Below are 15,562 nucleotides of genomic sequence, written 5' to 3' on the forward strand. Positions count from 1 at the left end.
GCTATTTTTTATTGTGCCCTTATTCTCTCTTACTTTACTTTCTCCATCAAGGCTTCACTGTCCATAGCCTCTTCTCTGGCCAGGCGTTCCAGTGCCTTCTTGTATTCCACAGGCATGACCTTGATAAAGTTGTTTCTCTCTACCTCCCAGTGGTCCAGCAGTCTTTTGGCCAGCGGACTGGCCGTATACACATAGTGGTTTTCCACAAGCTGCCTGACCTCATCCGTATCGCCGGCCGAAGGAGACTCAAGTTCTACCATCTCCAGGTTAAAGTAATGATCGCTTACCGTACCGGAACCGTTGTAGATATAGGCCACTCCGCCGCTCATCCCCGCGGCAAAGTTTCTTCCTATCCTGCCCAGTATAACAGCCACCCCTCCGGTCATATACTCACAACCGTGGTCTCCGACTCCTTCTACCACTGCCCGGGCCCCGGAATTCCTCACACAGAAACGTTCTCCCGCGATACCGTTAATGTATGCCTCACCGGTGATGGCTCCGTAAAGGGCAACGTTTCCTATGATGATGTTCTCTTCGGGTTTGAAATCGGCCTTTTCGGGCACTCTTACCACGAGTTTCCCCCCGGAAAGTCCTTTCCCGAAATAATCGTTGGTATTACCGTTGACTATCATGGTAAGCCCCCGGGTGGCAAAAGCCCCGAAACTCTGTCCGGCAGAACCCGTAAACTTGAGGGTAAGCGTATCTTCGGGAAGACCTTTCTCCCCGTGTATTTTTGAAATTTCGTTACTCAGTATGGCTCCCGTGGTACGGTTCAGGTTATTGATGATAAAACACTGCTCCATCTTCTCTTTCCTGTACACCGCAGGGTGTGCCTTGCTCAGGATATCAAAATCCAGTACATGCTCCAGCTCGTGATCCTGCTTTTTGGTGTTGTAAAGGGCAACGCCTTCTTCCACCCGGGGTTTGTAGAGTATCCTGGACAGGTCGATCCCCTGGGCCTTATAGTGTTCTACGGCCCTGTTCATATCCAGTTTCTCACTTTTTCCCACCATTTCATTAATGGTCCTGAAACCGAGGTCTGCCATGATCTGCCGCAACTCCTGGGCTACGAAATACATAAAATTGATCACGTGTTCCGGTGTTCCCTTAAAATTCTTGCGCAACTCCGGGTCCTGGGTAGCAATCCCCACGGGGCAGGTATTGAGATGGCAGGCGCGCATCATGATACATCCCGAAGCGACCAGGGGGGCGGTGGCAAAACCGAATTCTTCCGCACCGAGCAGGCAGGCTATGGCCACATCTCTTCCGGTCTTGAGCTGTCCGTCGCATTCCAGGACGATCCTGTTCCTGAGGTCATTGAGCACCAGGGTCTGCTGTGCCTCGGCAATGCCCAGCTCCCAGGGCAGTCCCGCATGTCTCAGGGAGGTAAGCGGAGATGCCCCGGTACCTCCGTCAAATCCCGATACCAGGATCACATCGGCCTTGGCCTTGGCCACACCGGCGGCAATAGTGCCCACCCCTACTTCCGAGACGAGTTTTACATTTACACGGGCTTCGCGGTTGGCATTTTTAAGATCGTAAATAAGTTGCGCCAGATCTTCTATGGAATAGATATCGTGGTGCGGGGGTGGCGAGATCAACCCCACATAAGGCGTAGAATTCCTCACCTTGGCTACCCAGGGATATACTTTCGGTCCCGGCAACTGTCCTCCTTCTCCGGGCTTGGCTCCCTGGGCCATTTTGATCTGTATCTCACGGGCATTGGTAAGGTAATTGATCGACACTCCGAACCTTCCCGAGGCCACCTGTTTGATGGCACTGTTTTTCCAGGCACCGTCCAGGTCCTTGTGAAAACGCCGGGGGTCTTCCCCTCCTTCCCCGGAGTTGCTTTTCCCCCCGATACGGTTCATCGCTATAGCCAGGTTTTCATGAGCTTCCTGGCTGATAGACCCGAAAGACATGGCCCCCGTCTTGAACCGTTTTACAATATCGGTCCACGGTTCTACTTCCTCCAGCGGGATGGGATTGAGATTCTTAAAGGAGAACATCCCCCTTATGGTCATCAGGCGCTCGCTCTGCTCATTGATGATCCCGGAATACTCCTTATAACTATCGTATTTGTTCTGTCGTACGGCCTGTTGCAATTTGGCTACGGATGCCGGGTTGAACATATGGCGTTCTCCGTTCCTCCTCCACCGGTAATCCCCTCCTATATGCAGGGGCATGCTGGCAGAGATCTCCTCCTTTTCAAAGGCCAGGTCGTAACGCTTGCGTATTTCCTTTTCTATTTCATAAAGTCCTATACCCTCAATACGGGTTGCCGTATTACAGAAGTACTTGTCCACAAATTTTTTGTTGAGCCCCAGGGCCTCGAATATCTGGGAGCCGCGATAGGAATGCAGCGTGGAGATCCCGATCTTGTTCATGATCTTGACGATCCCCTTCCCGATGGCCTTGTTAAAATTCTTTATGGCCTTATCGGCACTTTCCACCACAATATCTTCATTGGCTACCATCTGCTCTATGATCTCATTCACCATATAGGGGTTTATGGCGCTGGCACCATAACCGAAGAGCATGGCAAAATGGTGGGGTTCCCTCGGTTCGGCAGATTCTACGATAATACCGATCGACGAGCGTTTTCTCAGCTTGTTCAGGGAATGGTGCACATGCGAGCAGGCCAGGATGGCTGGTATGGGAGCATAGCCTTCGCGGACATTCCTGTCGGACAGGATGATCACATTGGCCCCTTCATCTATGGCTGTCCCGATCTCACCGACAATGGCTTCCAGGCGCGATTCCAGTCCGTTCAGCCCCTTGTCTATCTCGTAGAGCACCGAAACAGACCGGGCCTTGAAATCAGGGTGCTCCATGTACTTGATCTTGTCCAGGTCTTCATTGGAAATCACCGGGTTCTGTATGCGCAGCTTTTTAGCCTGTTCGGGAACCACATCAAAAATGTTACGGTCACCTCCTATGGACAGGCTGATATCGGTAACGATCTCTTCCCTGATACCGTCCAGGGGCGGATTGGTCACCTGTGCGAAGAGCTGTTTAAAATAGTTGTACAGCAACTGCGGTTTTTCAGAAAGCACCGCAAGGGGAGCATCAAATCCCATCGACCCGATAGCCTCTTTTCCCTCGGTAGCCATGGGCGTAATAATGGTCTTTATGTCTTCCAGGGTATATCCGAAGAGCTGTTGTCTTGTGTAGATACCGGTTTTTTCCACCGGGGTCTTGTTGCCGGTATAAGGTATGCTCGCCAGCGGCAGCAGGTTATCGTCCAGCCATTGCCTGTACGGCCGGCGGGAAGAGATCTCCTTTTTTATTTCCTCATCCCCCACAATCCGGCCTTCATTCATATCAACGAGGAACATCCTCCCCGGTTCCAGGCGCCCGTGATAAGCCACATTTTCGGGCTTGATATCGATAACGCCCGTTTCGGAAGACATGATTACATAGCCATCCTTGGTCACGGTATATCTCGAAGGGCGGAGACCGTTACGGTCGAGCAGTGCCCCGATATAATTTCCATCGGTAAACGGTATGGAAGCCGGGCCGTCCCAGGGCTCCATAATACAGGCATTGTATTCGTAAAATGCCTTTTTATCGTCTTCCATAAAAGGGTGCTTTTCCCAGGCTTCGGGCACCATCATCATCATGGCTTCCGGGAGTGACCGCCCTGTCTGCAGCAACAGTTCCAGCACCATATCCATGGAGGCAGAATCAGACTTTCCTTCGAGCACTATGGGCGGAATGTCCCTGAGATCATCACCGAATATATCGCTGGAGAAGAGTTCTTCCCTGGCTTTCATCCGGCTCAGGTTTCCCTTGAGGGTATTGATCTCCCCGTTGTGGCACATATAGCGGAACGGCTGTGCCAGGTCCCAGGTAGGGAAAGTATTGGTCGAAAACCGCTGGTGTACCAGGGCCAGTTTGGTCACTACCGCCGGGTCGTCCAGGTCGCGGTAATACCTGTTGATGTCCTGGGGCATCAGGAGGCCCTTGTATATTATGGTGGTGGTAGACAGGCTGCTGAAATAGAAATAGCCCGCTTCGGAGAAATTGGATTGCAACACCTGGTGTTCCGCGATCTTGCGGGCGGCAAATAGGCGGGCATTGAAATCGCGTTCGGAAAGTTCCTGCCCGTTCTTGCCTATAAAAACCTGCATTGCGGTAGGCTCAGATTCGGCAGCTATCCGCCCTATACAGTCGTGATCTACGGGTACCCTGCGCCAGCCTATGATATGCAGGCCCTGCCGGGCTACATTCTCCTCAAAGATCTTCATGCAGACCTTTACCTGGTTTGGCGATTTCGGCAGAAATAACATTCCCACCGCATATTCCTTACGGTCGGGCAGTTCAAAACTACAGGACGCCTTAAAAAACTCGTGTGGAATTTCTATAAGTATCCCGGCCCCGTCTCCTGTTTTTCCATCCGCACTTACCGCACCTCTGTGCTCGAGACGGATAAGAATGTCGAGGGCCTTATGGATAATGTCGTTGGTCCTTTTTCCTTTCAGGTTACAAATGAACCCTGCACCACAGTTATCATGCTCAAATTCCGGGGAATACAATCCTTGCTGCTTTACTCTCATACTTCCTAAAGGGTTGGTGTGTTACAAAATCGTCAACGAAATTAACACAAATATGAAAAAAAGCGAAAGCAATAGCGTATTTACAACAAATTAATCCTCATTTACCAAAAAAACATTGTATAGAATTCAAATTTTCAACGAAGTCCCCCGGATATTAAAAATATTGTATTTCAAAAAGAAAAAAACACACATACCCCCTCAAAAAAACATGAATACGCTCATAAAAATCAATAACAGGCATTCAACCCCTTCAAAAAATCAAAATATTGACTTAAAAACACGCATATTGTCATCACCCCCCTTTTTTATAAAAATCCACAGGCACAAAAAGGAGATAATCACTACTGCCATCCTCCCCCGAGGCTACGGTAGAGTTCTATGTTTGCGAGCAACATCTGCATTTTCACGCTTACCAGGTTCAGATCACTTTCCAGGGCATTGCTTTGGGCTGTCAATACTTCAAGATAATTTGCCAGGCCGCTCCGGAACAGGAGTTCCGCATTGTTTACACTACTTTGCGCGACCGTGATCCTTTTCTTCGCAACTTCATATTCAACATTGAGTTTATCAATACTGACCAGGGCATTGGAAACCTCACTTACCGCTTCGGTAAAGCGTTCCTTAAAATCAATAATCGCGATTTCCCTTTCCTTCTGGGCAATCCTGAAATTGGTTTTTATTTTCCTGTTTTGAAAAATAGGCTGAAAAATGGCCCCGTTTAAGACTGCAAATCCCGATCCTACCGGATCAAAAAGGTTTTTCAGCCATAAAGTATTCAATCCCAGATCGGCATTGAGGGTCAGTGAAGGATATTTCAGGGACTCCGCTACGCCGACATTGGCATTGGCCGCGATCAGGGCGTATTCTGACGCAGCGACATCCGGCCGGTTGGCAATGAGGTCGACAGGCACCCCCGTATCGTAAATGGTTTCGGAATCTACTTCTTCCAGTTCCCTTTCTATTTCAATGTGCCGGGGATACCGCCCCAGAAGTACGTTTAATTTATTCTCCTGGAAGGTATACTCTTTTTCCAGCTGGGGGATAAGCCCCTCCGCTTTCAGCCTTTGCGACTCCGTTTGCTGAACGGCAAGAGAAGTGACCTCTCCGGCTTCATATTGCAATCTCAGGATGGTCAGGGTACTGTCGTTGAGCGCTAAATTCGAGTTCGCAACCTCTAATTGGGCATTCAGCATCAACAGGTTGTAGTAGGTAGAGGCCACTTCCGCGATCAGGGACGTCTGAACCGCTTTTTTCAGTTCCACACTTTCCATATACCCTGCCAGGGCAGACTCCTTCTGCCTTCGGAACTTCCCCCATATATCCAGTTCCCAGCTCGAACTGAGGCTGCTTATATACTCCTGCTGCTGAATATAGAAACTCGATGGCGGGGTCCTGTCTCCATAGTAACTGGAAGCAGGGCTGGAATAATAATTTTCAGAAAAATATTCCTTTACATATTCTGCGGGGGAGCTTTCCAGTGAAGGAAGGAAATTGGCTTTCGACTGTCTTAAACTCTCATCGTTTATAGCGATATAAAGAGCCGCCCTGCTCATTTCGAAATTATTCTGTAACGCGGTATCGATCAGGCTGATAAGCATGGAATCCTTAAAAAATTCTCTCCATTCCATTTTTGCAACACTGATGCTGTCTGCCTCCACACTATCTCTTGAAAAAGCAGATGGTTGGTCCAGTTCCGGTCTTTTGTAGTTTTCTCCTACCTTGCAACCAATGACACTTACGGAGATCAGGACCGTCAATGCGCCCTTGTACAACAAACTGTTCATCTTATTCATCATCATTGTTTTCATCGGGGGTACCGTGTAATTTTTCGTGTATTGTCTGAAACATATAGGCCAGGGCCGGAATGACAAGCACCCCGAGACACACTCCGAGGATCATTCCCCCGGCTGCTCCCACACTTACCGATTTATTTCCTTCTGCAGAAGAACCGGTGGTAAACATCAGCGGGATCAGCCCTGCAATAAATGCCATGGACGTCATGAGAATAGGGCGTATCCGCTGTTCAGAGGCGGAGATGACAGATTCCAGCACAGACAATCCGTTTTTTCTTTTCTGAACAACAAATTCCACGATCAATATTGCATTTTTCGCCAGTAGCCCTACAAGCATGATAATCCCGACCTGAACGTAAATATTGTTTTCGATACCTGCCAGGTTAATGGCAAGAAACACCCCGAGCAGTCCGCAGGGCAGGGACAATAAAACCGACCAGGGCAACCAGTAGCTTTCGTACTGGGCCGCCAGTATAAAGAATACGACCACCAGGCTCAACACAAAGATCATTGCGGTTTCAGAGCCCGATTGTTCTTCTTCAAGGCTTATCCCCGTCCATTCATAGCTGTAGTTTCCCGGCAGTTTTTCGCGGGCTATTTCTTCAATGGCATTCATCGCATCACCCGTACTGTATCCTTTTGCAGGAGTAGCGTTTACACTGATAGCATTATACAGGTTATAACGATTAACTATTTCAGGGCCGAAGGTCTGTTCTACACTGACAAGAGCATTTACCGGCACCATTTCATCCTTGTCATTCTTCACAAAAATGGAATTGATAGATTTCGCATTATCCCTGAACTGAAAATCCGATTGCATATATACCCGGTATTGCCTTCCGAAACGGTTAAAATCTCCCGATTGCACCCTTCCGAAGTAGGTCTGAATGGTACGCATCATATCCTTGACACTAACGCCCATAGATTTGGCTTTCTGATAATCTATATTCAGTTTATACTGGGGGAAGTTGGCATCAAAAGATGTAAAGGCATTGGCTATTTCAGGCCTCCTGTTAAGTTCAATTACAAATTCATTAGCCGTCTGCCCGAATGTACTGAAGTCTCCCCCGGACCTGTCCTGCAGAACAAATTCCAGTCCGCTGATATCACCAAAACCCTGAACGGTAGGCCTTGTAAACAGGTTTATACTGGCTTCGTCCACTACCGCCAGCTTTTCGCTGAGATCCCTGATCACATCGTTGATATCATCTATATCCCCGCGGTGTTTTTTATCTTTCAGACTAATATATCCCATCCCGAAAGAAGGGCTATTGGAAGCATCTACCACATTATACCCGGAAACCGTATTCACGCTGCTTACTGCTTCATGCATCCGTATAATGGAATCTGCTTTGGTAAGGGCTTTGGTGGTCCGGTACAGCGATGACCCTGCCGGCATGGCCAGTGAGAAAGACAGAAAACTGTCATCTTCGGTAGGGATAAACCCCTTGGGAGTCTGGTAAAACATAAAGCCCGTACCTGCCAGAACCAGGACCAGGGCCCCTGCGGTATACCACTTGTGACCTATGGTCCAGCGCACCACATTGATATATTTATGGGTAAACCACGCAAATCCTCTATTGAAAAACCCGAACCATTTATCGGTTTTCGCAGATACTTTTTTAATGCTTTCGGAATTTTTGGCCCTCTGGAACAAAGGCCCTCTTTTTCGCTTTCTTTTCCTGTAAAACAGTACGCTCAATACAGGGCTTAATGTAAGTGCATTCAACGCCGAGATAAGCACGGCAAACACGATCGTATAGGCAAACTGCCTGTAGAAGATACCCACCGGACCGTCCATAAAACCAACCGGAACAAAAACCGCAATCAAAACGATGGTAATCGATATGATCGGTGTAGTGATTTCCTTCATGGCCGCTATTGTCGCTTTTTTGGCACTTAACTTCAAACTGTGCATTTTTTCATGAACAGCCTCCACCACAATAATGGCATCGTCCACGACAATCCCTATGGAAAGCACCAGGGCAAACATGGTAAGTACATTAATGGAGAAGCCCATCAGCTGAAGAAAAAAGAAGGTTCCTATCAGCGATACCGGAACGGTGATGGCCGGTATTAAGGTAAATTTGAAGTTCTGCAAAAACACAAGTACCACCACAAAAACCAGGATAAAGGCTTCAAAGATGGTCTTTATCACCTGGTTTATAGACTGATCTATCTGATCTTTCACACTATAAGTGATCGCATAGTCAATACCTTCCGGGAAAAGTTTGGAATTTTCCTCCAATACCTTTCTCACCTGTTCGTCTATCTCTCTTGCATTGGAATCGTTTGTCTGTGAGATATTTATGGTTATCCCCGGGTTACCGTCCACTTTATTATCACTGTTGTAGTTCGAGGCGCCGAATTCTACCCGGGCTATGTCCCTCAGGTGAAGCAGGGAACCGTCTTCATTGGTCTTAATAACCAGGTCCATATACTCTTCGGGAATATTAAAGCGTCCTCCGTGTTTGAACACCGCCTCAAAAGCCTCTTCTGAATTCTCCCCTACTCCGCCCGGAGCCGATTCGAAATTCTGGTCCCTTATCTCGGCAATCACATCCTGTGGGGTCAGGTTGTACAGGGCCAGCTTTTCCGGGTTCAGCCATACCCGCATGGCATAATCCCGCCCGCGCAGCAGATCTGCACTTGCAACACCGTCTATACGGAGCAATTCCCTGATCACATTAATCCTGGCATACGCCTGAAGAAAGGTTTCATCATAACTGGAATCCGGACTGTCGCTAAACAGGTTGATCGTCATTATATTCCCGCTCAGTCTTTTTACTACGGATATTCCCGATTCATTGACTTCGGGGGGAATACGATTACTGACTTTTGAAATCCTGTTCTGGATATTTACCGCGGCCACATCGGGGTCTGTTCCAGGTTTAAAAAAGACAGAGATGGTCCCGGAACCGGAATTATTGGCGATAGAACGCATATACGTCATGTCTTCAACGCCGTTAATGGCCTCCTCCAGCGGCAGGAGAACCGAACTCGCCACGGTTTCGGCATTACCTCCCGGATAAGAAGTGGTAACACTTACACTGGGAGGGGCTATTTCCGGGAAACGGGTAATGGGCAAATCAATAATACCAACTATTCCGAAAATCACGAGTAACAGCGATATTACGGAAGCTAAGACCGGTCTTTCTATTATTTTCTTTAACATGTCTTAATTTAAGAGAAACTTTCCTTTTTCAATGGGATTAACTTTCATTCCATCCGTAATCTTGTCCAGTCCGGACGTCACCACCCGGTCTCCGGTAGAAAGATTTGTCTTTTTGATAATATAATTTTTACCTGATATCCCTTCTATGCCAATCTCTTTTCTCACTGCTTTATTCTGATCGTCCAGCACAAAAACGAAGTTCTTGTCCTGAATAGTTATCGTAGCTTCCTGCGGTACCAGGATTGCCTCGGGATACTCCTGTTCCAGCATGATTTTCCCCGTACTCCCCGACCGCAGCAGAGCATCCGGATTATCAAACTTGGCCCTTAGTGTTATGGTCCCGGTAGACCGGTCTACCTGCCCCACACTGGCGTCAATTCTCCCCGGCCGTTCATACACATCACCATCGGCAAGGATCAGTTTAACATTCGGGTTCAGTTTTTTCGAAAGGGTGTCATTCCTGACTTTTTCATAAAAGAGGTAATCCGACTCACTCATGGAAAAATAAAAGTACACCTCATGAATATCAGACAAAACGGTCAAAGGCTGGCTATCACCCTTTCCCACCAGGTTCCCGATACGTTTCGGGATCCGTCCGATGTAGCCGCTTACAGGAGCCTTGATCTCCGTAAACTCCAGGTTGATCTGCATACTTGCCGCTTCGGCCTCTGCACGCGCCAATGAAGACTGGGCCACTTTATAATCTGCCTGGGCGGTCTGCATCCTGACTTCAGAGATCACTTCGTTCTCTATCAGGGGGGTCAGCCTGTTCAGTTCTGTCTGGGCTTTCTGTAAACGGGCCTTTTCCAGTTCCACATTCGCCCTCGCATTTTTCAGGTCTTCCAGATAAGGAAGTTCATTAACCTTAAACAGCTTTTGCCCTTTTTCCACAAAATCACCCTCGTCCACATAAATCTCTTCCAGTATACCCTCTACCTGCGGGCGTACCTCAACATTCACGATCCCCTCGATATACCCTAAATAATCGGCTGTTTCAGATGCAGCTTCTTCCTTTAATGTCAACACGGGCAGAGGCACCCCAAGGTCCTCTTCTTCTTTCTCCCTGCAACTGGTCGGTAATAACACTAAAAGCAATGCAAATCCTAAAAAAAATCCTTTGTGAAGTAAATCCGTTTGTTTCTTTTTCATCTTGTATAAGACAATTTATAAAAACTGTTATGTGTCAATATAAGTGCCAGACTTGTCTTCCGGCAATACAGCTCACAATATACTGATAAATAAACCATTAAAAAAAGCACTTTTACGCATAAAAAAGACCGGTGTGTAAAACATGTAGACGCAGACCCCTTAAAGTGTGTAAATTTTACCCATTTTTCCCCTGGAGAAAATCGACGAGAAACCGTAATAATTACAGAAAACTGTAAATTTTACCACTGTTAAAAGGAAATCAGACCGGAGTTCCGGGCAGTAATTTCAGGACAGGTATGAGACCAAACTCTATCTTTTCAGTCTCAAGGCAGGAGTACCCCCCTGGAACCCGTCTTGAATTCCGGGGCTTATTTGGTGAATAAAAAGTGTATTTCCGGAATTTCATTTTTTTTCAGACAAACAACGGATTACCCCAAAATAAAAACAGGAAAAGCGATCATTTTAATCCCTTTTCCTGTTACGTAGCCTCGCCAAGAATCGAACTTGGATCTAAAGTTTAGGAAACTTCTATTCTATCCGTTGAACTACGAGGCCTTTTCCATTATCTCTGCAAATTACCGATAAAGGAACATTAAAACCAAAAAAGCAACCTGTAGTTGCTTTTCTTCTGCTCCCCCTCTTGGGCTCGAACCAAGGACCCTCTGATTAACAGTCAGATGCTCTAACCAACTGAGCTAAGGAGGAATTTATTCTATTCCCTACTCCCGCTTAGCCCGATCCAAAGACCCTCCCGACGAAAAGTCGGGATGCTCCCTGCCTGCCGGCAGGCAGGTAACCAACTGAGCTAAGGAGAAATAGTATTCCATAATCTTAAAAGAACCTGCGTTAAAAAAGCTTTTTGCTCCCCCTCTTGGGCTCGAACCAAGGACCCTCTGATTAACAGTCAGATGCTCTAACCAACTGAGCTAAGGAGGAATTTATTCTATTCCCTACTCCCCCCCTTAGCCCGATCCAAGGACCCTCCCGACGAAAAGTCGGGATGCTCCCTGCCTGCCGGCAGGTAACCAACTGAGCTAAGGAGGAATAGTATGTCGTTTCCTGAGAACGTCCCGCCCGGGACCCCCGATACTCCGGGATGCTCCTGTTCAGGCGGGTGCAAATATATATATTATTTTTATTTTTCACACCAAATAAAAACAGATTTTTCCCCTGGAATTTTACTTGAACAGAGCCCGGTAAATATCATTCCCGTTGGCAAACAATACCAGGGCCAGCAGGATAAAGAAACCGGCCATCTGGGCGTATTCCATGAATTTGTCACTGGGTTTTCTGCCGGACACCATTTCGTATAACAGGAACATTACATGTCCCCCGTCGAGTGCGGGAATGGGCAGGAGGTTGAGCACTCCCAGCATGATAGACAGGATGGCGGTGATCTCCCAGAAAGCCTGCCAGCTCCAGGTTTGCGGAAAGAGGTCGAAGATGGCCTTAAAACCACCTACCCCCTTGTATGCCCCGGTTTCGGGATTAAAGATCATCTTGAGCTGCTTGCCGTAACTCACTACCCTGTCCTTTCCCCGTTTCAGTCCTTCAGGTATGGATTCCACAAAACTGTATTGCTCCCTGCTCACCTCATATATCCCGAGCCTCTCGATATTCGAAAGTCCGAGTCCGGGTGCATAGGACACGCCCATTTTCCCGGCATCCGAAACCGTGATCTCCACGGGTACCTCTTTATCGTCCCGTTCCACTACCGCAGATACGGTCTGCCCTTTGAGCTCTCCTATCCGTGCGATCACCTGGTCGGCATACTTCGTCTCCCGGCCGTCAAGGCTCACCAGTATATCCCTTGCCTGCAGCACACCGGCATTGGGCGAGTCTTCCTCCGTACCCATTATTACAAAAGGAATACGTACATCGATCACGGAAGTACCCTCCCCGGCCTCCCTGCTCTTCATCAGGCGGTCGATAAAATCCACGGGCATGTCTATGGTCTGCAGCTTTCCGTCCCGTTCCACCGTAACCTCCCTGCTTAACAGCAAGGCTTCCATAGAACCGTAGAAACTTTCCACCGGTTTTCCGTCTATGGAAACCAGTTTGTCCCCGGTGCGGAACCCGGCTTCGAGCGAAGCGCTGTTGGTGACCCATATCCCGTCTTTGATATCGCTGTTTTTGATATAACGGTCGCCATAAGCATAGGCAATCCCGATATAGATCAGGAAGGCCAGGATAAAGTTTACCGTAACCCCGCCCAACATGATGATCAGTCGCTGCCAGGCCGGTTTGGACCTGAATTCCCAAGGTTGTGCCGGTTGCTCCATCTGCTCCTTGTCCATGCTTTCGTCTATCATCCCGGATATCTTCACGTATCCTCCCAGGGGCAGCCATCCTATCCCGTAAACGGTATCTCCTATCTTCTTTTTAAACAGGGCAAACTTTACGTCAAAAAACAGGAAGAACTTCTCCACCCTGGTCCCAAACAGCCTTGCGGGAATAAAATGCCCGAACTCGTGCAGAACGATCAGCAGTGAAAGGCTTAACAAAAATTGGCTCAACTTGATAACTATATCCATCTTACTTTATTAGTCGCAACTTGTATTATTATATTGTCCGAAACGCACAAAAGTAATCTTTTCGTTTTATTTAATAAAACTTATCTCTTCAACCACAATGCTTTTAAGAATGTTTTAGGAGGCTACACCCTGCTTTTGTTCTCCTCATAACACGCGGGTATCATTTCCTTAATTTATTTCATAACTTTACCCTCAAAATTTCACATCCGTTTTTATGGAACAATATCACCGGCTCCTCCGGCATATCATGGAAAACGGCACGGACAAGCAGGACCGTACCGGAACGGGTACCAGAAGTGTTTTCGGGTACCAGATGCGTTTTGATCTCAGCGAGGGATTCCCCCTGGTCACCACCAAAAAACTGCACCTGAAATCCATCATATACGAATTGCTGTGGTTCCTGAAAGGAGACACCAACATAAAATACCTGCAGGAAAACGGCGTCAGGATATGGAACGAATGGGCTGATGAAAACGGCGACCTCGGCCCGGTATACGGCCGGCAGTGGCGCAACTGGAACGGCGAGGGTATCGACCAGATATCGGAAGTCATCGCGACCCTGAAAAAGAACCCAGACAGCCGCAGGATGCTCGTATCGGCGTGGAACCCGGGCGTAATGCCGGATACCTCCGTGTCGTTTTCCGAAAATGTAGCCAACGGGAAAGCCGCCCTGCCGCCCTGTCATGCCTTCTTCCAGTTTTATGTGGCCGACGGAAAACTGTCGTGCCAGCTATACCAGCGCAGTGCCGATGTCTTTCTGGGGGTTCCCTTTAACATCGCCTCCTATGCCCTTTTTACCATGATGATGGCGCAGGCCTGCGGATATGAGGCAGGAGACTTTATACACACCTTCGGCGATGTGCACATCTATAAAAACCATACGGAACAGGTAATGCTGCAACTGGGCAGAAGCCCCAGGCCATTACCACAGATGATCCTCAACCCGGAGGTAAAGAATATCTTTGACTTCACATTCGAGGATTTTACCCTTACCGGTTACGATCCCCATCCTCATATCAAGGGTGCGGTCGCCATATAGTTATTAAAGAGACAGGCTCCCGGAGATCGCTTTCAGGGCAATTTCCGACAGCTTTGCCTGTAACCGGGCCTCACTGTGACGCAGTTGTGCATTGATATAATTGAGCTGGGCCGTCCGGAATTCTATGGTGGGTATGGTACCTATCCTGTACTTCTCCATGGTGATCTCCAGGTTTTCCCGGGCTATGGTTTCATTGCGGTATTCCAGCTGTATGAGCCCGAGATTGGTCTGATAGGTCTGGTAGGCCGTTCCCAACTGTGCCAGCAGGGCTCTTTCCTTCTGTTCAATCATCAGCTTGCTTTGGTCTATGGCTATTTTCGCTATCTTTTCGTTCCGGTTCTGGTTAAAGCCGTCAAAAACATTCAGCCGGACCCCCAAACCGTAGTTCAGGCCATGCGCCGAAGAGTTACGGGTAAACCCGAGGCTGGATTCCGACTCACTGAAATTATACCCTGCCGTAGCCACTATCGAGGGATACCTCATGGCTTTTACCTCCCTGAGTTCGAGCTCTGCGATCTGTTTACCGATCACTTCGGCCAGCAGTTCGGGATTGCGTTCGCGGGCCAGCAGTTCCAGTTCGGGCAGGAACAGCTCCTTGTCTACCTCGATCTCACCGACCACCTCAAACCCGGTAGCCGTGTCGCGCCCCAACAATTCGTTCAGCCTTATCTTGGTGGTGTTGTACAGGGCTTTCTGCTTCAGCTTCTGGGTCTGGTCGGCATTAAAATCCACCCTGGCATTGAGCAGTTCCAGTTTAGAGGCCTTCCCTATGGTAAAGCGGTTATTGGCCAGTTCCACCCTTTGTTCCGAGATCACCAGGGTACTGTCGAGCGCTGTGAGCTGTTGCTGCTGTTTTACGATGTCGTAATAGGTAATAAGCACCTCACTGATATTGTTCAGTACCGCCGTTTTCAGTTCGGCATCACCTAATTTCTCCATCTCCTTCAGCTTGTCGTAGCGGGCAAACATGGCCAATCCGTCAAAAATGGTCCAGTCGAGGGCCACCCCATAGGTCAGGTTGTTGTTTTTGGCATCGGACGACGATTGCTCGGTACCGTCAGAACGCAGCTGTTCCAGGTCCTGTATGCTGTTGTTCTTATTGAGCACCAGGTCTACCCCGGGCAGCATTCCCGCCATCCCGGCACTCACTCCCAGCTGGTCGGCCTTATAAGCATTGTCGGCAAGGCGGATATCGTAATTATTCTCCAGGGCTATGGTAAGCGCATCCTGCGGGGTCAGCACTTCCTGGGCGCCTGCCGGTAACAACAGCATCCCGCATATTGCGTATATACATAAAACAGTTTTCTGCATGG

7 protein-coding genes and 3 tRNA genes are annotated in these 15,562 nt (G+C 48.4%); 1 reads left to right on the forward strand and 9 read right to left on the reverse strand.

What is annotated here, in order from left to right:
- Window positions 1–29 precede the first annotated feature (29 nt).
- The 8 genes from gltB to rseP all read right to left on the reverse strand — a co-directional run bounded on the left by gltB (window position 30) and on the right by rseP (window position 13,210).
- On the reverse strand, window positions 30–4,559 hold the full coding sequence (gltB, locus tag DN748_RS01435; protein ID WP_112369972.1) for a glutamate synthase large subunit: 4,530 nt from the start codon (window positions 4,557–4,559) through the stop codon (window positions 30–32).
- Between the two features lie 341 nt (window positions 4,560–4,900).
- Entirely contained in the window at window positions 4,901–6,367 is a 1,467-nt protein-coding gene (locus DN748_RS01440; RefSeq protein ID WP_112369973.1) for an efflux transporter outer membrane subunit, read from the reverse strand.
- Complete coding sequence (locus DN748_RS01445) at window positions 6,345–9,527, reverse strand: efflux RND transporter permease subunit (RefSeq protein ID WP_112369974.1); 3,183 nt, start codon at window positions 9,525–9,527, stop codon at window positions 6,345–6,347. Before DN748_RS01445 ends, DN748_RS01440 begins: the two co-directional genes overlap by 23 nt.
- 3 nt (window positions 9,528–9,530) lie before the next feature.
- Window positions 9,531–10,676: an efflux RND transporter periplasmic adaptor subunit gene (locus DN748_RS01450; RefSeq protein WP_112369975.1), complete on the reverse strand. Its 1,146-nt coding sequence runs from the start codon at window positions 10,674–10,676 to the stop codon at window positions 9,531–9,533.
- A gap of 483 nt (window positions 10,677–11,159) precedes the next feature.
- Window positions 11,160–11,231: transfer RNA gene (locus DN748_RS01455), tRNA-Arg, on the reverse strand.
- Between the two features lie 76 nt (window positions 11,232–11,307).
- A tRNA-Asn gene (locus DN748_RS01460) sits at window positions 11,308–11,381 on the reverse strand.
- A 157-nt stretch (window positions 11,382–11,538) separates the two neighbouring features.
- Window positions 11,539–11,612: transfer RNA gene (locus tag DN748_RS01465), tRNA-Asn, on the reverse strand.
- 242 nt (window positions 11,613–11,854) lie between these two features.
- On the reverse strand, window positions 11,855–13,210 hold the full coding sequence (gene rseP, locus DN748_RS01470; RefSeq protein WP_112369976.1) for an RIP metalloprotease RseP: 1,356 nt from the start codon (window positions 13,208–13,210) through the stop codon (window positions 11,855–11,857).
- Between the two features lie 214 nt (window positions 13,211–13,424).
- Between rseP and DN748_RS01475 the strand changes: the two genes are divergently transcribed.
- On the forward strand, window positions 13,425–14,249 hold the full coding sequence (locus tag DN748_RS01475) for a thymidylate synthase (RefSeq protein ID WP_112369977.1): 825 nt from the start codon (window positions 13,425–13,427) through the stop codon (window positions 14,247–14,249).
- Window positions 14,250–14,252: 3 nt separating this feature from the next.
- On the opposite strand, the gene DN748_RS01480 is transcribed toward DN748_RS01475, so the two are convergent.
- Window positions 14,253–15,560: a TolC family protein gene (locus DN748_RS01480; RefSeq protein ID WP_201741390.1), complete on the reverse strand. Its 1,308-nt coding sequence runs from the start codon at window positions 15,558–15,560 to the stop codon at window positions 14,253–14,255.
- Window positions 15,561–15,562: the final 2 nt, after the last annotated feature.

It is taken from the genome of Sinomicrobium soli (assembly GCF_003285545.1).
In the GTDB taxonomy this organism is placed as follows: domain Bacteria; phylum Bacteroidota; class Bacteroidia; order Flavobacteriales; family Flavobacteriaceae; genus Sinomicrobium.

What these genes read in the sequence shown, in the direction of transcription:
- DN748_RS01445 (WP_112369974.1), bottom strand. Translation starts at nt 9,527, where the DNA reads ATGTTAAAGAAAATAATAGAAAGACCGGTCTTAGCTTCCGTAATATCG.
- gltB (WP_112369972.1), bottom strand. Translation starts at nt 4,559, where the DNA reads ATGAGAGTAAAGCAGCAAGGATTGTATTCCCCGGAATTTGAGCATGAT.
- DN748_RS01450 (WP_112369975.1), bottom strand. Translation starts at nt 10,676, where the DNA reads ATGAAAAAGAAACAAACGGATTTACTTCACAAAGGATTTTTTTTAGGA.
- DN748_RS01475 (WP_112369977.1), top strand. Translation starts at nt 13,425, where the DNA reads ATGGAACAATATCACCGGCTCCTCCGGCATATCATGGAAAACGGCACG.
- rseP (WP_112369976.1), bottom strand. Translation starts at nt 13,210, where the DNA reads ATGGATATAGTTATCAAGTTGAGCCAATTTTTGTTAAGCCTTTCACTG.
- DN748_RS01480 (WP_201741390.1), bottom strand. Translation starts at nt 15,560, where the DNA reads ATGCAGAAAACTGTTTTATGTATATACGCAATATGCGGGATGCTGTTG.
- DN748_RS01440 (WP_112369973.1), bottom strand. Translation starts at nt 6,367, where the DNA reads ATGAAAACAATGATGATGAATAAGATGAACAGTTTGTTGTACAAGGGC.